Origin of the sequence: Prochlorococcus marinus str. MIT 9302, from assembly GCF_000759975.1 — a bacterium.
GTDB lineage: Bacteria > Cyanobacteriota > Cyanobacteriia > PCC-6307 > Cyanobiaceae > Prochlorococcus_A > Prochlorococcus_A marinus_M.
The window spans coordinates 71403-95163 of the sequence record NZ_JNAM01000011.1 but is presented as its reverse complement, the minus strand read 5'-3'; the positions used below and the strand labels follow the sequence as shown (position 1 = coordinate 95163).

Sequence of the window (23761 nt, the reverse complement as noted above, 5' to 3'; positions counted from 1 at the left end):
GCAAGAATTGAAAGTAGTTGCAAGAATTATTTTTTTTATTATCAATGACATATATTTAATTTTTGTGAAATCTAATTTAAATTATAAATTATGCTTTTTTTGATGCCATATTTTTTTGCTAAATACTTTGAAGCTGCCGATAAACTTAAACCTGCCTTAACTAATTCATTTAGATCCTTTTTTAAATCTGACTTATTAATCTCTTCATTCTTATCTTTTTTAATACCTCTTATTACTATAGTTATTTCACCAATTACCTCTTTGTTTTTAAAAAAATCTATTGTACTTTCAATCCTGTTACCAACATGTTCCTCAAATTTTTTAGTTAATTCTCTTGCTACAAGAATTTCTCTTTCACCTCCACAGAAATATAATAATTCTCTCAACAATTTCATAAGACGATGGGGAGATTCATAAACTATAGTTGTTTTTTCATTTTTACTAATTTCCAAAAGAATTTTTTCTCTATCAACTTTTTTCTTGGGAAGGAAACCTTCGAATATAAATTTAGAAGATGGCATTCCACTTGATACGAGAGCTGTTATTGCAGCACAGGCACCTGGTATACAAATAACATCATATCCCTGAGATTTGACTTGACTGACTATTCTTTCCCCAGGGTCACAGATTCCTGGCATTCCTGCATCACTAACAAGCGCGATTGACTTGCCCGCTTTTAGATCATTAATTAATTTCGGAATTTTTTTTAAAGAATTTTCTTTATTAAAACTTACTAAATTATTAGAAATACTAAATTTATTCATTATTTTTCTGGTTTGTCTTGTATCTTCGCAAGCAATTAGAGAGACCTTTGCAAGAATATTAATTGCTCTAGGGGAAATATCATTTAAATTCCCAATTGGTGTGCCAACCAAATATAAAATTCCTTCCTCAGGTTCTTCTTTTCTATGAGATAATAGGGAAATATTTTTCATTAAGTGATTAAATTACCTTCCGGAGTAGAAATTAATAATCTAATAGATAATCTGAGAATTTTTAGTTGGGAAGCTGCAGATATCTTGTTGTACTATGCCAATAGTATTAAAAATTTAGATCAAAAAAATGAAATTCTTAAAAATAAAAATAATAATGACCCAGTAACATTAGCTGATTTAGAAGTAAACGAATTAATTATTAACAGAATAAACCAAAAATATCAAGATACAAATTGGGATATCTTGAGCGAAGAAAATTTCAAAATAGAATCTAATTTTTCCAATAACGTTGACTGGCTTTGGGTTCTTGATCCTCTAGACGGAACTAAAGATTTTATTCAAGGAACGCAAAATTATGCAATGCATTTAGCCTTGAACTATAAACGAAAGCCATATATTGGTGTTGTGCTTATCCCCGAAAAAGATGAATTATGGATTTCTTTTGCAGAAAAACTTTGGTGTGAGAACAGAGACGGAAATATTCGAAAGCAAAATTTGTCTGATACAAATATACTCAAAGAAATGACTATAGTTACAAGTAAAAACCACAAGAATGAAAAATTAAAGGATTTAATTGAAAAGATTAATTTTAAGAAAACTATTGTAATGGGTAGTATTGGTTGCAAAGTCGCTTCAATTATTAGAGGAGATAGTGATATTTATATTGCATTGAGTTTGCCAGGCAAAACTGCTCCAAAAGATTGGGATTTTGCTGCACCAGAAGCTATTTTAAAAGCGGCTGGGGGATCAATAACTAATGTTGATAATGAAGATTTGGTTTATGGTAGAACTGATCTAAAACATTCAGGAATAATAATTGCCTCTAATAATAAGGAGAATCATAAAAGAATCTGCTCTGAAGTAAAAGCAATTATTGAAGAATATAATATTTATCCTTAGAGTATTAGTTTAAAGGTGCTACTGGGGTAGGCGTTGGCTCGGGATATGGCATGCCAGCATTTTGTGAAACTCCCCTCAAAGTAAGATTGATCCTTCCTCTACTGTCAATTTCGCGAACCCTTACAGTTACATCATCACCTTGCCTTACAACATCTTCAACCCTCTCTACTCTAGCTTCAGATAGTTGGGATATGTGAACCATTCCCTCTTTACCAGGGAGAATTTCAACAAATGCGCCAATCGGAATTATTCGAGTTACAACTCCTGTGAAGATTTCACCTTCGTGGACTTTTCTAGTTAATCCTTCTATTATCTTCTGAGCTTCTTCAGCAGCAGCGCCATCATGTGATGCGATGGTAACAATCCCTCCATCTTCAATATCGATTTTTGTATTTGTTCTTTCGGTAATTCCTTTAATGGTTCTTCCGCCTGGTCCAATGACTGTCCCTATTAGCTCTGGATCAATCCTAAAGCTTAAGAGTCTTGGCGCATGAGGAGATAATGATTCTTGGGGTTTATCTATTGCCTCTTGCATTTTTTCTAAGATATGTAGTCTTGCAGGGCGAGCTTTTTTGATTGCATCAGAAATAACAGAAACGGACAGACCTGTAATTTTCATATCCATTTGTAATGCTGTTATTCCCTTTTCAGTACCAGCAACTTTAAAGTCCATATCCCCAAGGAAGTCCTCGATGCCTTGAATATCTGTAAGAATTCGTACCTCTTTACCTTCTTTGATTAACCCCATGGCGGTACCACTGACAAGGGCTTTTAAAGGAACTCCTGCATCTAATAAAGAAAGTGTACTTCCACATACAGAACCCATAGAAGTTGATCCGTTCGAACTTAAAACTTCGCTAACAACCCTTAACACATATGGAAATGTTTCTTTTCCTGGAAGTACAGGAATTATTGCTCTCTCAGCTAAAGCTCCATGGCCAATTTCTCTTCTGCCAGGGGTTCTCATGGGTCTAGTTTCCCCAACTGAATATGGTGGGAAATTATAGTGATGCAGATAAGTTTTTTCAGTACTTGGATTAAGGTCATCCATTTCCTGAGCGTCACTTGGAGTTCCTAAAGTTGTTGTTGATAAGACTTGAGTCAAACCTCTTTGAAATAATGCAGAACCATGAACTCTTTTTGGAAGTATTCCTGCAGATGCTGAAATCTTTCTGACTTCATCTAATTCGCGGCCATCGACTCTTTTCCCGTCATTAATAATTTGTGACCTCATTAGTTTTTTTGTTAATTTCTTAAAGTCAGAACCCATTAACTTGTCGTTTTCTGATAATAAGATTTTTAATTGGTTATCATCTTTCAAAGATCCAATTTTGTCTTGAACTTCAAGTTTTATCTTTTCAAGTTCAAGATCCCTTTCTTCTTTTGATTGATCAAATTTCTTTAGAACAAGGTCTATAGCTTTTGAACAATTTTTTTCTAAGTATGAGGTTAATGTTTTGTCTTCTTCAGGAGTAGATGGTTTAATCTGCTTTATTCCTAATTCTTTTAGCAAATCTTCTTGAGATTTAATAAGCTCGGTAACCGCCTCATATCCAAAATCTATAGCTTCAATAGTATCTTGCTCTGATAATTGGTTAGCACCTGCTTCAATCATGACAATTCCGTCAGGAGATCCTGCGATAACAATGTCTAAATCTCCTTTCTCTATCTCTCTATAACTTGGGTTTAAGATGAAATCATCTCCTATGAGCCCAACTCTAACTGCAGCCATTGGCCCATGAAATGGTATCTCTCCGAGTAGTGTGGCTATTGAAGCTCCAGTAACAGCAAGAACATCTGCTGGAACTCTTTCATCTAGAGAAAGGCAAGAAGCAACTATTTGTATCTCATCTCTCATCCATGAAGGGAAAAGTGGCCTCATTGGCCTATCAATCAATCTTGAAATTAAAGTCGCTCTTTCTGGAGGGCGGCCTTCTCTCCTCATGAAACCACCTGGAATTCTCCCTGCAGCATATAGTTTTTCCTCATAGTCACATATTAGAGGCAGAAAGTCCGAAACTTCTTTTTTCGTAGTTTTTGTAGCTGTAACTAATAGAGAAGTGTCTCCACACTCAATCATTACTGATCCATTTGCCTGAGGAGCATATAGTCCTGTAGTTAGTCGTATCTCTCGTCCGTCAAACGTGATCGACTTATTTTGTCCTTCCACTTTTTAAATTATAAATCTATACATAATTTATTCTTACACTTTATAGGGACATATTGAGTAAATTATTTAGATAAGCTGTAAAAATTTTTATTTTAAAAAAGAACTTTTACTACCAACTTGATTTAACTACTCCTGGAAGTTCTCCATTATGAGCTCTTTGTCTTAACTGATTCCTACAAAGACCAAAATCTCTGTACACTCCTCTTGGCTTGCCAGTTGCCCAACATCTATTTCTAACTCTATTTGGAGCAGAGTTTCTTGGCAGACCTTGAATCTTTCTATGTATTTCTAACCTTTCCATAGGATCTTTAGCAGCCTTAAATTCATCTAATAATGATTTCCTTTTTGTAGCATATTTCTTTACTAGTTTTTTGCGTTTGACCTCTCTCGCAATCATGGACTTTTTAGCCATTTAAGAAAATTTTTTAAAATATTATTTTTATAATAACAGCTCAGCCAACAATTCTTGAAATTAATTTATTGGTTTAATAATTTTTGAACGATTAAAAGTTGACTAGTATCTCTAATAATTAATAGAACACTTAGCCCAACTAAAAGAAAAAAACTGGATTGAGTAACAACCATTTGCAACTTTACTGGGACAGGTTTTCCTCTAAAACCCTCAATTAATGTGAAAATAAGTTGCCCTCCATCAAGTAATGGTAAAGGCAAGGAATTTAGTACTGCTAAATTAATAGAAATTAAAGCTGCAAATAATAATATACCTGTCCCTCCTTGTTGGGATAATTGAGCTCCAATTTCAACTATTTTTACTGGCCCGCTTAATTGTTGAGCTGTTGATGAGAAATTTGTTATTAATCCTTTATAACCTTGAATTGTTTTTACCAAAAGTGATGAAAACTCATTATTAACGTATTTAAAAAGTACAAAAATGTTTTTTGTTTTTTTTGTTTCTTTTCTTACATTAGGCTGTAATTGAGCACCAATTGTCCCTTTCCCTTTAACGTTTTTTGGGATCAAAGTTAAATCTTTAAAATCTCCATTCCTCTCAATTGTTATTGAAATTGGGTTCTCAGATGAATTTTGAATCTCTTTTACCAAAGTGGAAACAGCTTGATCACCAATTCCTAAGGAACTTTCTTCTATTTTTAAAATTTTATCTCCTGGTTCTAAGCCAGCTATATAAGCAGCCTTTTCAGGCTGTGTTGCTAAAACTAAAATTCCCGGTTCAGGATCATAAGGAATTCCTGTAGTAGTTACATTTATGATTAAAATAGAATAAGCAAGAATTAAGTTAGCAAATACTCCAGCAGAGATTACAATAACCCTTTGAATTATTGGTCTATTTTTTAAGAGGTTTGGATCTTTAGGGTCAATATTATTTAGTTCTTCATCAGGGAATGAAACAAAACCTCCTAAAGGAAAGGCTCTAAATGAATAAGTAATATCTTTATATTTTTTCTTAATTATTGAGGGTCCAAAACCAATTGAAAATCCATCAACATAAATACCTTGCAAAATTGCTGCAAGAAAATGCCCCATCTCATGAAAAAAAATGAGAAATCCCAGAACTGTTATTGAAGTTAAAACATTCATTTTTTTATATTAGACAGTTTTTATAAAATTTGATCCAAAATATGGTACTAGAGAGTCTGGAATCCTAACACTTCCATCTTTTTGTTGGCCATTTTCAATAATCGCAGCCATTGTTCTTCCAATAGCAAGGCCACTACCGTTTAAGGTGTGTACAAATGTATTTTTCTTATCAATTTTTGTTCTTATTGATGATCTGCGTGCTTGAAAGTCCAAACAATTGCTACAACTAGAAATTTCTCTATAACATTTACTACTAGGTAGCCAGACTTCAAGATCAAAAGTTCTACTAGAAGAAAAGCCCAAGTCACCAGTACAGATATCTACTAATCTGTAGGGTAGGTTTAGTTTTTTTAAAATGCTTTCGGCATCAGAAGTAATCTTTTTATGAGCTTCTAAAGATTTACTCGGATCACAAAACCAATATAGTTCAACCTTATTAAATTGATGAAGTCTTATTAAACCTTTAGTATCCTTTCCATAACTTCCAGCTTCTCTCCTAAAACATGGGCTATATGCAACATACTTAAGAGGTAACTGCTTGGAATCAATAATCTCATTTCTATGAAATGCAGTTAGTGGAACTTCAGCTGTTGGAGAAAGCCACAAATCATCATTAGAACACTTAAAACTTTCATTTGAAAATTTAGGTAATTGTCCAGACCCCTTAAGACTTTCAGAATTTACTAAAGCAGGAGGCATTAACTCTAAATAACCATTTTTAGTATGCATATCGAGCATGAAATTTATTAATGCCCTTTCTAGTCTGGCCCCATTACCAATAAGTGTGATAAAACGACTTTTTGATATTTTTGTTGAATTAATAGAGTCAAACAGATTAAGATTTTCTCCTATTTCCCAATGGGATTTAAGATTTTCTCGTATCAAAGGCTCTCCCCAAGTTTTTACTTGGACATTATTACTTTCATCTTTTCCAATAGGTGCATCGTTACTTGGGAAATTAGGTAAATTTGAAATCTGACTATTTATTTCTTTACCTAATATTCTTTGTTGCTCTTCCAATTCGGAAATTTTGATTCTTTGTTCGTTTCCCTTCTTCTTTAGATTTATTAGTTCTAGAGAATTATTACTTTGGGTTTTGCTAATTTCTTGACCAATTAATTTACTTAATTTTTTACTCTCAGATTGAAGACCGGATATTTCTATATCAATTTCTTTTTTTTTAATAGTTAATTCGTGTATGTTGGATATTTCATATAACTTTCCTCTTAAGGACAAATTCTCTTCAACAGATGTTGGATTTTCTCTTATTAATTTTTGATCTAACACTCTTTTTTTTTTTATACCTTAATTAAGATAGTTAATCTCAATTCATTATTTGGGATTTTTGATGAAAAATTAACTAAATTAATGATTCCTAACTTATTTTATTTTTTAAATCAATAAAAATTTATTTAAGAGGCGGAGCGAGCCCGCCCTGTAGATGACCATTTTTTTAGCAAATCAATTTGCTCTTTAGCTGTTCTGGATAAGGGAACTAATTCAGAGACAGCCTTTATTAAATCTTTCTCCATAAGTTCTCTATTTTCAGAGAATGAAATGTGCATCCCCTCTATCACTGCTTGTTCAAGTTCTGCGCCTGAGTATCCTTCTGTTCTGTCAATAATTGTTGAGAGAGGAAAACTGTAACTTGGCCTTCTTTTTTTTAAATGCAAATCAAGAATGCTTAATCTTTCTTCTGGATTTGGTAAATCAAGAAAAAATATCTCATCAAACCTCCCTTTCCTTAATAATTCAGCAGGAAGCTTATCTATAGCATTAGCGGTGGCAATTACAAATACGGCAGATTCTTTTTCAGCCATCCAAGTTAGCAAACTTGCTAAAACCCTTTGACTTGTCCCTCCATCACTTCTTGCATCCCCACCAAAGCCTTTATCTATTTCATCGATCCAAAGGATACAAGGCGACATGGCTTCAGCTCTCGATATCGTTTCTCTCGTTCTTGCCTCGCTTGAACCAACAAGGCTAGAAAATAGTCTTCCCACATCTAACCTGAGAAGTGGCATCGACCAACTTTTGGAAATTGATTTTGCAGTAAGTGATTTGCCTGTTCCTTGCGCTCCTACCAGTAAGACTCCTTTTGGAATAGGTAGTCCATAGTCTCTAGCCTCTTTAGAAAAGGCCCTATATCTTTGATTAAGCCAAATTTTTAAAACATTTAAACCTCCAATATCATCTTGACTTGATTTGGCTTCAAAAAATTCTAAAATTTCACTTCTAGCTATAACTTGTTTTTTCTCTTCCAGAATATCTTTGATATCTTCTTTACTTATTTTTCCTCTTTGAGCAAGAGCTTTTGCAGTAACTTGCTTTACTTTTATTTCTGTTAATCCACTTGAAGCTATAGAAAGTTCATTGAGACCTTTTTCATCAAGATTTGAATTGGTATTAATAGCAATTTTTTTTATTAGATTTTTCAATTCTTTTTGATCAGGTAAAGGTAAGTTTATTATTGTCATTAATTCATCTAGCTCTTCTGATGATGGAAATAGATGAGAACTAATTATTAAATTATGACTGGTTTGCTTAAGAGCTGAAGATAGTTCTTTAATAGTTCTATTAATAGATGGATCATCATAAAATTTATGAAAATCTTTTACTAATAAAACCGTTGAAACTTCAGAACTTTGTTCCTTAAGCCAATTAAGCACTCCTAAAGGATTATTAGAAAATTTGCCTTCTTCATTTATTAATCCTTTAATACCGCTAACACAATCCCAGCAAACGAATCTTTTAATATTTAATCTTTCACAAGAAAAATTAATTAGCTTTTCTAATCTTTCCTCTTCTTTAGTTCTTATCCAAATTAATGAGGTTCTTGACTTTATAAGTAATTCTAAATTTCTACACCAAGAATTCATTACTTAAGATTTAGACTATTTTTTATTGTTAGGTTCAAAAGGCAGTCTTTTCTCTGAGATAGTTGAAGCAGTTGTTGTTATTACTTCATCTTTTGCCAATAATTGTTGATCCAAAATTTTCTGTAGATTCTCAGGGAGAGCTTCTTTATTAAGTAGAAAGGTCTGAAATGCTTGAAATATATTGGCAACAACCATATATAGTAATACTCCTGCTGGTAGTGGGAAAAACAGAAACATCCCAGTAATCATGACTGGTGTAATTTTGTTAGCTGTTGATTGCTGTGGATTCGCAGGCATCCCCTGACCAGATAAAACTTGCGAAAGAAGAAGAGTTAATCCAAAGGCACCAACTAGAGTAGCAATATCCCAATTAATAGCACCATCGACATAAAAACCAACTTGACCAAGAGCTTTAATAAAAAGAAAACCACTTTTTGCCGCTAGGCCTGGGATTTTTGCTTCAATTGTTGCATCACCTGGTTTAATTGCAGTTACTGTACCATCTTGAGAAACTTTTAGATTTTCTGATCCTTTTGATACCTTCCAAGTAGGGAGAAATTTTGATCCATTATCATATTTAGATAAAACTTCTGAGTAGCTATTACCGTTAGTTGTTTGCAAATTTATTTTTATTGATTCTTCTGTTCCTAATTTCGTTCCATTTGGAATAGTAGCTATTACTGGAAAATGTGATTTTTCTGTAATAAAAATAGAGTGTCTTGGTGATTTATAAGGTTTTGGATCAATAGCAGCAATTTGATCTTGAGGAACTACTTTAAGATTTATGTTGTAAGGAACGTCAGCAAATGGTGAGCCTCTAAGGGTCGCAAACAATGCAAATAGAACAGGCATTTGAACTATCAGTGGAAGACAACCTGCAAGAGGACTCCCAAACTCATTCATTAGTTTTCCTAATTCTTCTTGCTGTTTCTTTGGATCACCTGAGAACTTAGATTTTATTTCTGCTTGCTTTTTTTGCATTACTGGTTGTGCAATCTTCATCCGTCTTGCGCTTCTAATGGACCCTGCGCTTAAAGGGAAAAGTGCAATCCTGATTACAACTGTTAATGCAACAATCGCTAAACCATAACTAGGAACTAAGCCGTAGAAAAAATCTAGAATCGGGATAAGTAGTTTTTCAGAAATGAACCCTATCACGATATTAAAGAGAGTGTAATTTTAATAGACATTTCATTTTACAGGAAAAAAAGGTTTTTGTAATTAATTTATTTATGATTTAGTAGCAAATCCTTCTACTTCGTTGAGATTTGGGATTTGTGTTCTTTTATTCATATTTTCCTCTATAAATTTTTGCTTTTCTCTGAATAGAGGTAATGATTTCATTTCAACCTTTGATCCGTCATTAAGAATAAGAACCATATCACCATATGAACCGAACCCCCTTGGGATAGATCTTATTTCTTCAATATTACTTAATGAAACTTGTGTTTTGTTTTTACCAAACCATCCACCGTCAATTGAAATTCTTCTATTTGTAATTTTATATCTCAACCACAATGCCCTCACAATTGCGGCAAAGGTAAATGGCAAACCAAGAAGAGTTATACCTGCTAGTAGATTTATTATTAAATCACTTTTTGCAGGACCTCCTTCGTAAAAGGTTTCTTCATTCATGTTAATCATTTGATTAGTTGAGATTTGAACATTAAGTTTTGAAATTCCTCCAAAAGTTTATTTTTATCATTGTAGAAATCCCCGATTTTAAGGTTAACAAGTAACCAATAAGGTTTGTGGCTGTTAATTTTCTGGATATTTGTTAATAACCACTCTTGCAGTATTCTCCTTATCTTATTTCTATCGACAGCTTTCTTAGAAACTTTTTTACTAATGGCTATTGCTACCCTCAAATTGTTTGAGGTATATCTACTTTTATGGGACAAGATGATTTCTGGATTTGATCTTGCCACTTTAAAGGTCATTAATTTCCCATGATATTTTATGGAATTTTTATGAATATAATTAAAAGTCCTATGACCTTTTAAACGCATATTCTTAGGTAAGGCCATTTGAATTTAAATTTAGACGGCTATTTTTTCTCTACCTTTTTGTCTTCTACTTTTAATAACTCTTCTACCAGTATGAGAACGCATTCTTACTCTAAAACCAGATACACGTTTTCTTTTTCTTGAAGTTCCGCCAAAAGTTCTTTTAGTCATTTTTTTTATTATTCATAATTAATTTATCATTTAATCGATCCTTATAGTCCAGCTTCCTAAATAACTTGATACCGTTTTTCCTTTAGGTTGTCCATATGAATGGAATTGATAAAGCCCTGATCTCTTAGGATTGAATATTTTTTTGAAGACAATTGCATAACTATCTTTATTGGAAGGAATTGGGCTATAAGGGTAAAAGGTTATTGAACGTAAGGATGATTCTTCAGTATTAATTTCAATATCAGCAGGAATATCTTTAAGACATTTAGTTCTATCTTCAAAACCACCTATTCTTACCTTGCAAAGACTGATTTTTTCTTTTTTCAGAGTCGATTTAAATGTTTTTGGGATGGCTAAATTAATTTTTATGAGTTCATTATTTCTATCGGAAGGCCTAAAGAAAAAATAAATAGTGTTTCTAAATTTGTTTTTATTTTCTTTTTGAAACCATTTTAATCTTCTAAAACCAGAGTTTTGGTCCCATTGGAATTCCAACCCTGCTTTAGCATTTTGTATGTTATTTAAGAATGTAGTTGAAACTAAAATTGAAGGGATAAGAAAAAATTTTAAAATTTTAAAATTTAAAGCAAACTTCTTTGTGTTTTTTAACATTGAGGGAAATTTTTTTAGGCTTAATTAAGGCTTTACAATTTAAATTAGGAAAATTGTTTTAATAAGATTAACATCTATCTGTCCTTAATTTTGAAGCACCTCTTAAATAAGGATGTTTTACGGGATTATTTGGCGGCAATAAAACTTGAGCCATTATTCTTATACAAAAATTTATATCATTTGATACATACATTTGTTGGCAGTCTAAAAATGCTACTGAATCGAGTCCATTACATTTCCTCGCAATTGAAGCAGGGAAACATGCATCCAAATCTTTTGTTGCGGTGAATGTAATAGACAATAAGTTCGACTTAATCAGACTATTGCGTGAAATCAATTCATCTATTAACTCCACTACTGCATCTTCTATTTCCTCTACAGAATTCCCAGATGCTGTTGTAGCTCCTCGAATAAATTTAATTTTATAATCATCTTTCATTTTTTCATACCTATTTAATTTAGGGCTTATACAACCAAAGTATTTTATTAGATGAATCAATCTCAAATAAAATATTATTGATAACTCTTTCAATAACTTTACTCCCAGGAATTAGTCCTAATATCTTCTTTTTTTTCTTGCCAAATGTTAAAGGCTCAATTTTAGGATCAATATTGACCATTTTTGCAGCAAGCTCCCTCGCAACAAATTCATCTCCAACTTCATCAACAAGTCCTAATTCTTTTGCTTGGGTTCCAGTAAAAATTCTTCCATCGGCAAATTTTCTTACTTCTTCAACAGGTAAATTTCTTCCTTCAGCAACAGCCTCAGTAAATTGTTTGTAGCTTTCATCTATAAGACCTTGAAGCAGTCTTCTCCCTTCCTCACTTAAAGGTTTATCTGGAGAAAGTATATCTTTAAATACACCGCTTTTAACAGTCTCGAATTTTATGCCAACTTTATCTAATAATTCAGATAAATTATTGCCTCTTATAATCACACCAATAGATCCTGTAATTGTGCCTGGGTTAGCAACAATTTTGTCAGATGCAACACCAATGTAAACACCTCCAGATGCTGATATGTTCCCAAAACTAGCGATGACTTTACAACCTTTATCTTTTAGTCTTTTAATAGCAGAGTATATTTCTTGGCTATCTCCAACAGTACCCCCTGGCGAATCAATTCTCACGATTAAAGCAGGAAATTCTCTATCCTCAATTTGTTTAAGAGCTTTAAGGACAGAAACTCTTGTTGAACTAGTAATAGGCTCATCAATTACAATACGAGCCATTCTTTTTTTTGACTTTCGTCTAAAAGGCCAAATCATTCTTTTAAGGTAAATACATAAAACTACTTTAAAAAGACTATCAGCAGACCTAATGAATTCAATCCTAAATTGGTTTTTAATGATACTCCCTTTTGCACTTTGGGGAACTTCAATGGCAGCTATGACTCCCTTAGTATCTAGTGCTGGGCCTGAGTTTGTAGCTTCTTTAAGATTACTTCCTGCAGGAATTCTTGTTCTAATTACAACATATTTGTTAAAAAGAGATCTGAAAATTTATAGATGTGATTTGAAGTGGTTTTTTGTTTTTACAATTGTCGATGCCACTTTTTTTCAATTGTTTTTAACTTATGGCATTGAAAAAACTGGAGCAGGTTTAGGTTCTGTTTTGATTGATTCTCAGCCCCTTTTAGTAGCTATTTTAGCAAGGGTGATTTTTGGAAATTTAATTAATCCTATAGGTTGGTTAGGCTTACTTTTTGGCTTGGGAGGAATAATATTTTTAGGAGTTCCTGAAGAATTTCTAGGGAATTGGTGGTTAATGTCTAATAAGACCATGACTGATGTGGCTTTTAACTTTGGAGAGCTCTGGATGCTTGCAGCTTCGCTAGCTATGGCGTTAGGAACAATTTTAATAAGATTCACCTGTACTAAAAGCGATCCAGTTGCAGTTACAGGATGGCATATGGTTTTAGGGAGTTTGCCCTTAATTATTAGGCATTGCTTTCAATCAAATTTTCAAGTAATCCCAAATTGGTCAATATTTGATTGGGGGCTAATGTCATTTGCAAGTATTTTCGGAGGAGCAATAGCGTATGGATTGTTTTTCTACTTTGCTAATAATAAAGAGATAACTGGATTTAGTACTCTAGCATTTTTAACTCCTGTATTTGCTCTTCTTAGTGGAGGTGTTTGGTTAGATGAAAGACTTACTATTGTTCAGTGGATAGGAGTGGTTTTTGTGCTTTTCTCGGTATTTTTTGTTAGCCAGAGAAGGAATTTATGGGAAAAAAAATTTACAGACACTACTATTTAATTAGGTTCTTGGTGTAAAAAGTCTAATAATGAGAATAGTTTTGATTAGTACCCCAATAGGTTTCATAGGAAGTGGAAAAGGTGGAGGAGTTGAATTGACTTTAAATTCTTTAGTATCAGGATTGCTTTCTTTAGGTCATTCTGTAGATGTTATAGCGCCTAAAAATTCTAAATTAAATGAAATTAATGAAAAAGCAAAATTATATTTTGTAGATGGTAAAGATCAAATTAGTTGGCAGCATCAAAATTATAATTCTCCTGTAAGTATCCCAGAAAATTCACTTCTAGCAGGAATGCTCGAAAAAGGATTAGAAATCGCAAAAAAAGCAGATATATTATTGAACATGTCTTATGATTGGCTGCCTATTTGGATGACTCTAAATGCAGAGATGCCTATAGCACACATAATTAGTATGGGCTCTGAAAGTTCGGTAATAAGTAATCTGATCTCAAAAGTATATGCTAAACGTCCACATAATTTTGCTTTTCATTCAAAAATACAAGCTAATGATTATCCATTTATTAAAAAACCAACAATTATTGGGAATGGTTTTAAATTGGATAACTATACTTTTCAAGATTCAGCGAATGGACCCTTGGCGTGGGTCGGGAGAGTTGCGCCTGAGAAAGGTTTAGAGGATGCTGTTTATGTTGCAAATGAACTTGGTGAAAAACTAAAAGTTTGGGGAGTTACAGAAGATAAGACCTATGCGTCAAAGATAGAGCAATCTTTTCCTCAAGGAACTATAGATTGGATGGGTTTTGTATCAACCAATGAATTACAAAAAGAACTTGGTAAATGCAGGGTTTTGCTAAATACTCCGAAATGGAATGAGGCATATGGGAACGTTGTTGTTGAAGCTTTAGCTTGTGGGGTGCCAGTCATAGCTTATAAAAGGGGAGGACCTAGTGAAATTATTCAGCATGGGCAAACAGGGTATCTTTCTGTTCCTGATGATAAAAAAAATATGCTTTCCTATGTCGAGATTATTGAAAAAATAAAGCGTAAGAAATGTAGAGAATGGGTAGAAAAAAATGCCTCAACAGATATATTTGCTAACAAGGTTGTGAACTGGCTTAATAAGGTAATACACGAATATAAATAAATAATATAAATAATATTAAATGATTCTTCTCAACTCAAAAAAAAGGCTCATAACCTTATTGATAGTATTAATTTGTGGGATTATTATATTTATCTTAGGTTTAGGCACTACAGGACTTGTGGATGAAACTCCCCCTTTATTTGCTTCTGCTGCACGCGCAATGAGTGAATCTGGTGATTGGTTAACTCCAAAAGTCAATGGAATCTTCCGTTTTGATAAGCCTCCACTAATATATTGGCTAATGGGTTTTTTTTACTCATTACCAAAAAACGAGATTTGGGATAGTTTCGGAACACTCTCAGCAAGACTCCCTTCAGCTTTAGGATCATTATTTTTAATGTTGATGATTGGAGATACCTTGTTTTGTTGGCCACAGAAGGGTGATAAGCAATTCCTCACTCCAATAGTTGCATCATTAGGCTTTGCTCTGTCTCCATTAATAATCATTTGGAGTAGAACTGCAGTCAGTGATGCTCTTTTAACTGGAACCTTAGGGATTAGCCTTTTGTTGTTTTGGAGAAGAATGGCATCCGAAAATAATGATCAATGCATTTCAGCGTGGGTATTTTTAGGGTTTGCAATTTTAACTAAAGGACCTGTTGCATTTGTTTTGGCAACATTGACTATTACATCTTTCTTATTTAGTCAGAAGGATGGGAAAACGTTGCTGTACAAGATAAACCCTAAGAAAGGTTTTTTAATAACAATACTAATAAGTCTTCCATGGTACATTTTAGAACTCATGAAAGAGGGAAAGCCTTTTTGGGACAATTTTTTTGGATATCATAATTTTCAAAGATTTACCTCAGTTGTAAATAATCATGCAGAACCATTCTGGTTTTTTCTCTACATAATGATATTGGCGTCATTACCATTCACCCCTTTTTTGTATTATGGAATATTTAAAGCCTTTAAGGATTTTTTGAAAAGTTCAAAAGAAAGTTGCAATGTCACTGAAACCCTTTATACATATTCTCTTTGTTGGTTAACATCAGTTTTAATCTTCTTTAGTATTTCTGCTACAAAATTACCAAGCTATTGGTTGCCAGCAATTCCTGCAGCGGCAATCTTAATTAGTAATAGCTTTATAAACTTAAAAAATTCAAATAAAAGTTTTTTATTTTTATGGATTTTTAATATTTTAATTTTGTTTGGAGTCTCAATAGCATTCTTTTTCTCAAATATTTGGTTAAGTTCAATAAATGATCCTGAAATGCCTAATCTCGTATCTGAATTAATAAGCTCTGGGATAATATTCAAAGCTAAATTGTTTTTCTCTTCATTTACACTTCTTGCAATAATTTTATTTTCTTTAAATTCCAAAAATATATTTCTTTATCTTCAAATTTTACTTTTAATAGGGCAACCTTTTTTAATGACGCCAATTAGAAAATTAGCAGATACTTCTAGGCAATTACCTTTGAGGAATATCTCAAAATTAATTTTAGGTGTGCGTGAGGGGAGAGAAACTCTAGCAATGATTGGTATAAGAAAACCATCTTTACATTATTATTCGAGACAAATAGTTTTTTATGAACCTAATACTAAAGAAGGATTAATTAATCTTTCAGATAGGCTAAATACTGATAGGAGAGAGAATCATGAGGACCAACCTGATTATGAATACAAATCTTTATTGGTCGTGATAGATGAAAACTCCTCGCTTCAAAAGCATTGGTCAAACATTAATCATCAAAAATTGGGCGAATATGGGATTTATAATTTATGGCGAATTAATAAAAGTGATTTGAATAAGTATTCGGAATTTTTAATTAATAGAGGTTATAAATCTGACTGGAATAATAGAAAAGTTGAGAAATTTTAACAAAGCTTTTTTTTAAGAAGAGCGTTTTTAAGATCATCAAGACTGCACTTGTTTGGGATTTCAATTTCATTCAAATCTTCAAGTAATTCTAGATCGATGACAGAATCTTCGGCTAAAAAACTAAAAACTTCATTAATGCTTATTCCCATATCTTGAGCCATCTCTGAAATTAGCCTTAGAGTATCCCTTCTCACAGAAATCCTGAGGTCTATAGGGATATATTCATTTTCAGGTTTTGCTGACTTCATAACCTAAATCTTAAGACATTATGTAGTTATCAGGATATTATCTTTACAATATTCATTATCCATGCATTTTTTACCTTACAAAGGTTCTATTTGAATGTATTTAGAAGAATTTTTAAGAGAGGAATTGTAACTATTGAAATTAAAGTTGTAGTAAAAAGAATTTTTGAAGCGATTTTTTGTTTCACGTCATAAGCCTCTGCCATTAAAATTGTGGATATTGCCGTTGGGGTTCCTGCCTGAAGCACTATTGCTGATGATTGATAGAAGTCAAAATTTAAAAATTTGCTTATTAAAAAAACAATAAAAGGAAGAATAAATAACTTTAATAAAATTGAGAATTTAATTTCTTTATTAAGATCAAAAATTGTACCCTTTTGATTTGTTATTATTCCTAGTCTTGTCCCCACAATTATTATTGCTAAAGCGATAACTATTTTTGCAGGTATCCAAAGGTAATTTCCTAATATCTCATCTAGATGGAAAAGGTATGCCAAAAGTACACCAATGATCCCCCTTGATGCAGGACTATTTATCAATGCCTTTAATAAGGCCTCGATATTTGGGATTTTTTTGTTTTGGGATTTTTCTTGAAGAAAAAAAGGTCCAAATATCCAAGCGAATAGTGTTGTTCCTAAGTCAAACCCAATTGTGAAGTTAATAGTTGTTGAAGGTAGAAGAGCTATTGCAATTGGTATTCCAAGAAATGATGTATTACCTATTAGACCTGCTAGCTGCAAAGTATAATTTGAAAGCCTATTTTTAAATATTGAGAATATATTTATTAAACTTATTAAAAATCCAATTAGGAAGAATGCTAAAAATGCGCTTTTAATAAGGTTTATATCTATACCCTCTTTTAATAAAAGACCCATAACACTTAATGGAATGCCAAATTTTATTAGAGGTATTGCAATATATTTAGAAATCTTTGGATTCTTTTTACCAAGAAAAAAACCAAAAATTAAGAAAGGGATAATATTTATAAAGAGAGAGTAGATGGTATTAATTAAATATTTAATAAAGCAATATTAACTTGCCGTCGCACAGTCAAAAAGTTTTTTTTTATGCATGGATAAATTAAATTATTTTCCATATTGCTTTATCAGGAATTAAAGGAGATTTATATAAATCATCTGGTTCTTTAGTCAAAACTCTCCAAGTTGGAACTCTACAAGTGACGTAAGCAGGACTCTCTATTAAAACCCCTGGCTGCTCGTCAAAAGTACAAGTAAAACCCTCCTTCCAAAAACCCCCATTGTTAAGGCTCCCTTTAAACCAAACCCAGCATTTTGAAGTTTTCAAGATCAGTAAAGATTTAGTTCTATGATAAATAAAAATTATGTAATATCTTGATAATTTAATACTATTAAGATAATTAATACTGACTTGAGGCTTTTGAAAAATATAATTTTGAGATTAATATCAAAAGATTTAAAATTAAGGTAATTAAATTTGCAATCAATATTGGTGTAGAAGAAATTTTATAACCGTAAATAATCCAAGATAAGACTCCAATAATAAACATTATTAAAGTCGACAAAGAAACATCATCTGCTTTTTTTGTTTTTAGAGTCTTTATTAATTGAGGTAGAAATGCAGCTGTTGTTAAAATCGCCGCAAAATACCCAAATATGTCTATATTCATAAAAGTTTTAAAAACTATTCTTTAATTAAATCAGATAAAAATCCTAAAGGATTTCTCATGTTTGATGAATATCCAAGTACATCACTTGAAAAAAAATTATAAATAATTTGATTTTTATCATTTAATAAAAAAGAAGCTCCTCTTTGAGGAAGATATTTTTCATGAAGAATATAATCACCCCAATTTTGGATTATTTCATTCATATTATTTAATCTAAATGTTGCTAATTCAAATGGTCTCAGATAACCATCTCCGAAAACCTGCTTAAAAGAATTACCCGAAAAGTTTAGAAATTTCAAAATGTCAATCTTGTCAAATTCTGAATAGATTTGCCTTGCTTTACGGTCTCCTGTGTAACCTCTGATAACTTCTTTGATTGTTTTGTAAGAATTTATTCCAGATAGCATTAAAAGCATATTGATCCAACCTCCTAAACCTATATCTAATCCTCTAGAGACTTTTAGATTATTATGTATTTGGTTATCTGAAACAACTATTAAATTTTCTTTATGAAAGCCAGTAAATTTACAGAATTTTTCTTTTCCATTTTGATTGCCAATAGCGATGGCGAATATATCTAAATTCTTTTCTTGAAAATTATCGCTAAATTTTTTCAAATTTATTGCATATTCAAAGCTATCAAAATCTCCCAATAAACCAAATAAAACAATTAATTTAAAATCCCCCTCTCCTGTAAAGTTGAATTCTTCAACAAGATTATTGATATTTTTCTGAAAGTTGTCAGTCACGATTTTTTAAATGTTTTTTAAATCAATCTAAAAAAATTTTTCTTACTTTAATTAGTATAAAATTTTACATGAAAAAGTTTTTAAAGAAATTAATTTAACGTTTTTAGATTTTATTATTTTAATGTAATCATTTTGAAGTTATGACCGTAGGAATTTATTACGCAACTACAACTGGAAAGACTGAAGACGTAGCTGATCGTCTTCACAACTTTATTTCTTCAGCAGAAGCACCTAAAGATGTATCTGATGTGGATGATCTTTCAGAATTTGAAGATCTTGATGGAATTATCTGTGGGATACCTACTTGGAACACTGGTGCAGATGAAGAAAGATCAGGAACTGCATGGGATTCAATCCTAGAGGATATTGGCGAACTAAGTTTATCAGGAAAAAAAGTTGCAATTTTTGGTTTAGGAGATTCTTCCACATATACCGAAAATTATTGCGATGCCATGGAAGAACTTCATAGCTACTTCACCAAAGCAGGTGCCGAAATGGTCGGTTACGTAGATAAATCTTCTTATACATTTGATGAGTCTAAAAGTGTTATTGGTGAAAGCTTTTGCGGATTACCTCTTGATGAGGATAGTGAATCTGATTTAACTGATTCACGTCTTGAAACGTGGGCTTCTCAGTTAAAGAGGGAAATCCCTTCATTGGCTTAAGCTTTCAAAGATATTACGTTTCTAATTTGTAACATTTGTTATTTCAAAATATGTTTTTTTTACATAAGTAATTAAATCTGTAAAGAACCTGTAAAAAACCACACTGATTAGCAATAAGCTCAACTTGCTGTTTACTTAAATCAAGTGTTACAAACTTACGGAAAATCTGATGTCACCTATGACTGGTACGCAGGAAACTCTGGTGTTGTTGGCCGTTCAGGTAAATTCATAGCTTCTCACGCTGCTCATGCCGGACTTATGATGTTCTGGGCAGGAGCTTTTGGATTATTTGAGTTGGCTCGATACGACGCCAGTATTCCAATGGGTGCACAAAAATTAATTTGTTTACCTCACCTCGCAGGCCTTGGGATTGGTGGTATTGAAAATGGTGTTATTACTGATCCATATGGAATTATTGTAATTAGCACATTACATCTAATTTTCTCAGCGGTATTAGGCGCTGGAGGATTATTACATTCAAATAAATTTGCAGGCGACCTTGGAGACTATCCAGAGAATAGTAAGCCACAAAAATTCGATTTTGAATGGGATGATCCAGATAAATTAACTTTCATTCTTGGTCATCATCTAATATTCTTAGGGATAGGCGCTATTTGGTTCGTAGAATGGGCTAGAGTTCATGGTATCTATGACCCTGCTATTGGTGCAGTTAGACAAGTTGAATATGATTTGAATTTGTCACATATATGGAATCATCAATTTGATTTTCTAAAAATAGATAGTCTAGAAGATGTTATGGGAGGTCATGCTTTTCTAGCCTTTTTAGAAATTATTGGCGGAATCTTCCACATTTTTACTAAGCAAGTTGGAGAGTATACAGAATTTAAAGGTAAAGGTTTACTAGGTGCTGAGGCAATTTTGTCTTACTCAGTAGTAGGAGTTTCTTATATGGCTTTTGTAGCCGCATTCTGGTGTTCTTCAAACACAACAATATACCCAGTTGATCTTTATGGGGAACCTTTAAAGCTTCAATTTGAGTTTGCTCCTTATTTTACTGATACGGTTGATTTAGGTTCTGGAGTATATAGTTCAAGAGCTTGGCTTGCGAATGCTCATTTCTATTTGGGATTCTTTTTCTTACAAGGTCATCTTTGGCACGCCCTAAGAGCTATGGGATTTGACTTTAAGAAAATTGGTCAAGCATTTGACAATATGGAAAACGCAAAAATTACACAAAACTAGTTTCATCTAGAAAAAACCTCTCTTTTGTAAAGAGAGGTTTTTTTGTAGAATTATTTTTATGAGTTTAAGAATTAATGGAGAATATAAAAGAAATTAATTGTAAGGAGATTTTCCGAAACGCTTATGAAAATAGGTATACCTGGAAGAATGATTTTAATGGTTACCAAGGTAAATGTATTTTTTTGATTAATAATAAGATTATTCAAAAAGGTAACTTTTTATTAGGTAAAGACTTTAAACCAAATATTCAAGAAATAGAAGATGAGAAAATTGTTAAAAGTATTGCCTCTCAGTTATTTGAAGTATGTATACATAGGGTTAAGAGAGAATTCCAATCTGTTCATTCAGAAAATAATTTTAATTTACTCAAAAATTCTGAAAGTGGGATTGAAATGAGTGTATCAGGTAAGAATCAAGGCGATAAATATAGAGTTAAAAATGACTCTATTAATATGGTCTATAGAAAAATTCATGGAACTATAATTGAGATTTTTGTTGCAGAATTCTTAGATACAGGAATAGGCAGCCTTAGTAAAAAATACAGTAGTCAAAGAATTGATCCAAATACACTTGAGGCAAATTCTCAAAAATTGGAATACGAGGATGAATTTGTAAATATAGGTAAAGAGGATTATTGGATATTAAATTCGAGGAAAATAAAATACTTAAATCAAAATCAAGAAGAAGAAACACAAAAGTTTGTTTTTGAGGATCTATGTTTATTAAATTAGTTTTTTTTATTCAACCAGTCTAAATCCTTTATCAAGTAGTTTTTGGTATAGGAGTCTTGCTCTAAAAGCTAAAATTTGTTCTTCATTTTCATTACTAATTACATGAAAATAATTATTATCTAATTTATTCTTGCTAAAGCATACATTTGCTTCTCCTAATCTTAAAGTCCAGTTCTCTTCTTTGGCTAAATTTTGATTAGGTCCGAGATCCCAAGGACATTTTTCAGGATATTTTTCTCTTTTAGAACCCATATGATTAATTTTGAACTACCCAATATTAGTAAAAATTTAAAAGTATGGCTATGAATTATAGTTGGTAACTTTTTAATAGAATTCTTGTCTAGTGTAATAAAATTAATAATTTACTCTTTAGTCGCAATTAAACAATAGAAGGGGTCTTTACTTAAAAAATTAAAGATATTAAGTGCAGGTTCATTAAACTTTTTAATAATTTTGGGTTCATTAAATCCGTTCGTAATTAATACTTTTCTAACATATTTTACTCTCTCTTCTTCAGTAGATTTAGTCCATATATTTGGAGATTTATGCCAAAATGCTCTATTCGAAAAGGAGATTATAAACTTGCCCTGATCACTTAAAATCCTTGCAATCTCTTTAGTTAAATTCTCTGGATATTGTAAATATTGCCATGCTGCGACCATTAAACAATAATCTACAGTTTCACTATCAAGAGGAATTTCTTGATTTAAATTGAAATTTTGTATCCAATAAGTATTAAATATTTTGTTTTTTTCAAGTTCTTGTTTGTTTAATCCATGTCCAATAACCTTTTTATATTTTCTGCCTTCAGGTAAATAACTGTCCCAACTCGACATTAAATCAAGGACAGTTGAATTATCTGTGATTTCATTTTTATAAAGATCTGATAGATATTTTCTGAAGTTTGCATCAAGATGATAAACAAACTTCGGGTCAGAATAAAATTCTGCATCATTACTTTCATCAAGTTTTTTTCTCTGATAATTATTTAAAACTTCCAAAACAATATATTATATGTACCTTAAATTTAATAAATAGATCCACATATTGTGTTCTAGAAATGTATTTGCATTTAATTAAAGATTTTTAAAAAACCTAGACATCTATTTAAAAAAAGTTAAATTATTAATTAATAATTTAATTGAAAATGATTGAATTTAAAAGGAGCAAAAAAAGAAGATCTAGAAATACCCTTTTCAATCCCTATAAAAACGGAATAAGTTCATACGATATGGCTTATCTTTCATCAAAAAAAGTTTTAAAAACTAAAACTTTTTATCTACAAAATGATTTCCAAAAAGATAATTTAGCTGCATAAAAATATGCCTTACATTAATGTTTCTACTTCAGTAAAAATAGATGATAAGAAAAAATTACTTGAAGAAATCTCAACATTGGTTTCATCTTTAACAAATAAATCAAAAAGATTTGTTATGGCTAAATTAAATGATAATTCTGAAATGTATTTCGAAGATGAAAGCCCTTGTTGTTTTTTAGAAATTAAGTCAATAGGCTCTTTAAATCCTTCAGAAATAGCAAAGCCAATATCTAATTTTGTATATGAGAAAATGGGAATTCCAATAGATAAGATTTATATTTCTTTCGAGGATGTGCCCGCTTCAATGTGGGCTTGGAATGGAAAAACCTTTGGTTAATTATTACTTTAGGTATTAATTAAATGGAAATAAATAAGTTAGTCGATTTAAACGTTCTTAGAACTGCTCCTCAATTAAGTAATAGTCAAGTAAAAAAAATATTAGAAGAACTAGAAGCAAATATTTTTAATGCTGATTGGATAACAATAGGAATAATGGCACCTAGTGATACTAAAGCTATTGAAGCATTGCAATCAATTACTGAAAGATATTCCTCAATTAAATTTGTGAATTTAGAATCTCTTCATGCTGATGGAAGTGTTTTTTTAAAAGGTAATCAAAAAACTGGTAATGTTTTCATTAGATCTGAAAATGGTCTTGGTGAAGGAATTTTATTAACTTGTCAGTATGACAATCAATCTAAAGAATCTAGTACTTTTGGACCATTACCACTAGATTTTTTTCATAATTAATTAATTTCTAATTTATGTATTTATTCCGGT

Annotated in this window: 30 protein-coding genes; 10 read left to right on the top strand and 20 right to left on the bottom strand. The window is 31.7% G+C overall.

Annotated elements, in window-relative coordinates:
• Positions 1–71: 71 nt before the first annotated feature.
• Complete coding sequence (rsmI, locus tag EU96_RS02240; protein WP_032527131.1) at positions 72–935, bottom strand: 16S rRNA (cytidine(1402)-2'-O)-methyltransferase; 864 nt, start codon at positions 933–935, stop codon at positions 72–74.
• Between the two features lie 3 nt (positions 936–938).
• Between rsmI and EU96_RS02245 the strand changes: the two genes are divergently transcribed.
• Positions 939–1835, top strand: coding sequence for a 3'(2'),5'-bisphosphate nucleotidase CysQ (locus tag EU96_RS02245; protein ID WP_032527130.1), 897 nt, complete (start codon positions 939–941; stop codon positions 1833–1835).
• Positions 1836–1839: 4 nt separating this feature from the next.
• Here EU96_RS02245 and EU96_RS02250 read toward each other — a convergent pair whose 3' ends face one another.
• From EU96_RS02250 to sppA, 12 genes are all read right to left on the bottom strand, one after another.
• Positions 1840–4005, bottom strand: a complete 2166-nt coding sequence (locus EU96_RS02250) for a polyribonucleotide nucleotidyltransferase (protein ID WP_032527129.1) — start codon at positions 4003–4005, stop codon at positions 1840–1842.
• A gap of 109 nt (positions 4006–4114) precedes the next feature.
• A complete protein-coding gene (gene rpsN, locus EU96_RS02255) occupies positions 4115–4417 on the bottom strand; it encodes a 30S ribosomal protein S14 (protein WP_032527128.1) in 303 nt (100 codons plus the stop codon).
• A 65-nt stretch (positions 4418–4482) separates the two neighbouring features.
• On the bottom strand, positions 4483–5562 hold the full coding sequence (gene rseP / locus EU96_RS02260; protein ID WP_032527127.1) for an RIP metalloprotease RseP: 1080 nt from the start codon (positions 5560–5562) through the stop codon (positions 4483–4485).
• 9 nt (positions 5563–5571) lie between these two features.
• Positions 5572–6849: a serine--tRNA ligase gene (serS, locus tag EU96_RS02265; RefSeq protein ID WP_032527126.1), complete on the bottom strand. Its 1278-nt coding sequence runs from the start codon at positions 6847–6849 to the stop codon at positions 5572–5574.
• 125 nt (positions 6850–6974) lie between these two features.
• Positions 6975–8441 carry an AAA family ATPase gene (locus EU96_RS02270; protein WP_032527125.1) on the bottom strand — a complete coding sequence of 489 codons (1467 nt, stop codon included), beginning with the start codon at positions 8439–8441 and terminating at the stop codon, positions 6975–6977.
• 15 nt (positions 8442–8456) lie between these two features.
• Complete coding sequence (gene yidC, locus EU96_RS02275) at positions 8457–9599, bottom strand: membrane protein insertase YidC (RefSeq protein ID WP_032527124.1); 1143 nt, start codon at positions 9597–9599, stop codon at positions 8457–8459.
• Positions 9600–9671: 72 nt separating this feature from the next.
• Entirely contained in the window at positions 9672–10085 is a 414-nt protein-coding gene (locus tag EU96_RS02280; RefSeq protein ID WP_032527123.1) for a PH domain-containing protein, read from the bottom strand.
• Positions 10082–10468, bottom strand: coding sequence for a ribonuclease P protein component (gene rnpA, locus EU96_RS02285; protein WP_032527122.1), 387 nt, complete (start codon positions 10466–10468; stop codon positions 10082–10084). The genes EU96_RS02280 and rnpA overlap by 4 nt, the downstream gene beginning before the upstream one ends.
• A 12-nt stretch (positions 10469–10480) precedes the next feature.
• Positions 10481–10618: a 50S ribosomal protein L34 gene (rpmH, locus tag EU96_RS02290; RefSeq protein WP_025973407.1), complete on the bottom strand. Its 138-nt coding sequence runs from the start codon at positions 10616–10618 to the stop codon at positions 10481–10483.
• A 30-nt stretch (positions 10619–10648) separates the two neighbouring features.
• Complete coding sequence (locus tag EU96_RS0109350; protein ID WP_032527121.1) at positions 10649–11230, bottom strand: DUF2808 domain-containing protein; 582 nt, start codon at positions 11228–11230, stop codon at positions 10649–10651.
• 67 nt (positions 11231–11297) lie between these two features.
• Positions 11298–11669 carry a chorismate mutase gene (gene aroH, locus EU96_RS02295; protein WP_032527120.1) on the bottom strand — a complete coding sequence of 124 codons (372 nt, stop codon included), beginning with the start codon at positions 11667–11669 and terminating at the stop codon, positions 11298–11300.
• 19 nt (positions 11670–11688) lie between these two features.
• Positions 11689–12498, bottom strand: coding sequence for a signal peptide peptidase SppA (gene sppA, locus EU96_RS02300; protein WP_032527119.1), 810 nt, complete (start codon positions 12496–12498; stop codon positions 11689–11691).
• A 52-nt stretch (positions 12499–12550) separates the two neighbouring features.
• On the opposite strand from sppA, the gene EU96_RS02305 reads away from it, so the two are divergent.
• From EU96_RS02305 to EU96_RS02315, 3 genes are read left to right on the top strand one after another with little or no spacing between them, the layout of a single operon-like run.
• The gene (locus tag EU96_RS02305; RefSeq protein ID WP_032527118.1) at positions 12551–13492 is read left to right on the top strand and encodes a DMT family transporter; all 942 of its coding nucleotides are present in this window, start codon (positions 12551–12553) and stop codon (positions 13490–13492) included.
• Positions 13493–13520: 28 nt separating this feature from the next.
• Positions 13521–14597: a glycosyltransferase family 4 protein gene (locus EU96_RS02310; protein ID WP_032527117.1), complete on the top strand. Its 1077-nt coding sequence runs from the start codon at positions 13521–13523 to the stop codon at positions 14595–14597.
• Positions 14598–14616: 19 nt separating this feature from the next.
• Positions 14617–16422 (top strand): ArnT family glycosyltransferase, encoded by a 1806-nt coding sequence (locus tag EU96_RS02315; protein ID WP_032527116.1) that lies wholly within the window; start codon positions 14617–14619, stop codon positions 16420–16422.
• Here EU96_RS02315 and EU96_RS02320 read toward each other — a convergent pair.
• From EU96_RS02320 to EU96_RS02340, 5 genes are all read right to left on the bottom strand, one after another.
• Positions 16419–16670, bottom strand: coding sequence for a hypothetical protein (locus EU96_RS02320; RefSeq protein ID WP_032527115.1), 252 nt, complete (start codon positions 16668–16670; stop codon positions 16419–16421). The two genes, EU96_RS02315 and EU96_RS02320, sit on opposite strands and share 4 nt — an antisense overlap.
• 86 nt (positions 16671–16756) lie before the next feature.
• Positions 16757–17542 carry an AEC family transporter gene (locus tag EU96_RS02325; protein ID WP_032527114.1) on the bottom strand — a complete coding sequence of 262 codons (786 nt, stop codon included), beginning with the start codon at positions 17540–17542 and terminating at the stop codon, positions 16757–16759.
• A gap of 205 nt (positions 17543–17747) precedes the next feature.
• Positions 17748–17972 (bottom strand): hypothetical protein, encoded by a 225-nt coding sequence (locus tag EU96_RS02330; RefSeq protein ID WP_032527113.1) that lies wholly within the window; start codon positions 17970–17972, stop codon positions 17748–17750.
• Positions 17973–18045: 73 nt separating this feature from the next.
• Positions 18046–18315 carry a SemiSWEET family sugar transporter gene (locus EU96_RS02335; RefSeq protein WP_032527112.1) on the bottom strand — a complete coding sequence of 90 codons (270 nt, stop codon included), beginning with the start codon at positions 18313–18315 and terminating at the stop codon, positions 18046–18048.
• Positions 18316–18329: 14 nt separating this feature from the next.
• Positions 18330–19064: an AhpC/TSA family protein gene (locus EU96_RS02340; RefSeq protein ID WP_032527111.1), complete on the bottom strand. Its 735-nt coding sequence runs from the start codon at positions 19062–19064 to the stop codon at positions 18330–18332.
• Between the two features lie 140 nt (positions 19065–19204).
• Here EU96_RS02340 and fldA point away from each other — a divergent pair, with 140 nt between their 5' ends.
• The 3 genes from fldA to EU96_RS02355 all read left to right on the top strand — a co-directional run bounded on the left by fldA (position 19205) and on the right by EU96_RS02355 (position 21663).
• On the top strand, positions 19205–19729 hold the full coding sequence (gene fldA / locus EU96_RS02345) for a flavodoxin FldA (protein ID WP_032527110.1): 525 nt from the start codon (positions 19205–19207) through the stop codon (positions 19727–19729).
• Positions 19730–19873: 144 nt separating this feature from the next.
• Entirely contained in the window at positions 19874–20932 is a 1059-nt protein-coding gene (locus EU96_RS02350) for a chlorophyll a/b binding light-harvesting protein (protein ID WP_032527109.1), read from the top strand.
• 74 nt (positions 20933–21006) lie between these two features.
• The gene (locus EU96_RS02355) at positions 21007–21663 is read left to right on the top strand and encodes a DUF3386 domain-containing protein (protein ID WP_032527108.1); all 657 of its coding nucleotides are present in this window, start codon (positions 21007–21009) and stop codon (positions 21661–21663) included.
• Positions 21664–21669: 6 nt separating this feature from the next.
• Here EU96_RS02355 and EU96_RS02360 read toward each other — a convergent pair whose 3' ends face one another.
• A complete protein-coding gene (locus EU96_RS02360) occupies positions 21670–21915 on the bottom strand; it encodes a hypothetical protein (protein WP_025947897.1) in 246 nt (81 codons plus the stop codon).
• A gap of 110 nt (positions 21916–22025) precedes the next feature.
• Positions 22026–22664, bottom strand: coding sequence for a methyltransferase domain-containing protein (locus tag EU96_RS02365; protein ID WP_032527107.1), 639 nt, complete (start codon positions 22662–22664; stop codon positions 22026–22028).
• 146 nt (positions 22665–22810) lie between these two features.
• Here EU96_RS02365 and EU96_RS10380 point away from each other — a divergent pair, with 146 nt between their 5' ends.
• From EU96_RS10380 to EU96_RS02375, 3 genes are read left to right on the top strand one after another with little or no spacing between them, the layout of a single operon-like run.
• Complete coding sequence (locus tag EU96_RS10380; protein WP_193741348.1) at positions 22811–22981, top strand: hypothetical protein; 171 nt, start codon at positions 22811–22813, stop codon at positions 22979–22981.
• A 4-nt stretch (positions 22982–22985) separates the two neighbouring features.
• Entirely contained in the window at positions 22986–23318 is a 333-nt protein-coding gene (locus EU96_RS02370) for a phenylpyruvate tautomerase MIF-related protein (RefSeq protein ID WP_032527106.1), read from the top strand.
• 23 nt (positions 23319–23341) lie between these two features.
• The gene (locus tag EU96_RS02375) at positions 23342–23731 is read left to right on the top strand and encodes a DUF1824 family protein (RefSeq protein WP_032527105.1); all 390 of its coding nucleotides are present in this window, start codon (positions 23342–23344) and stop codon (positions 23729–23731) included.
• The last annotated feature ends 30 nt before the right edge of the window (positions 23732–23761 follow it).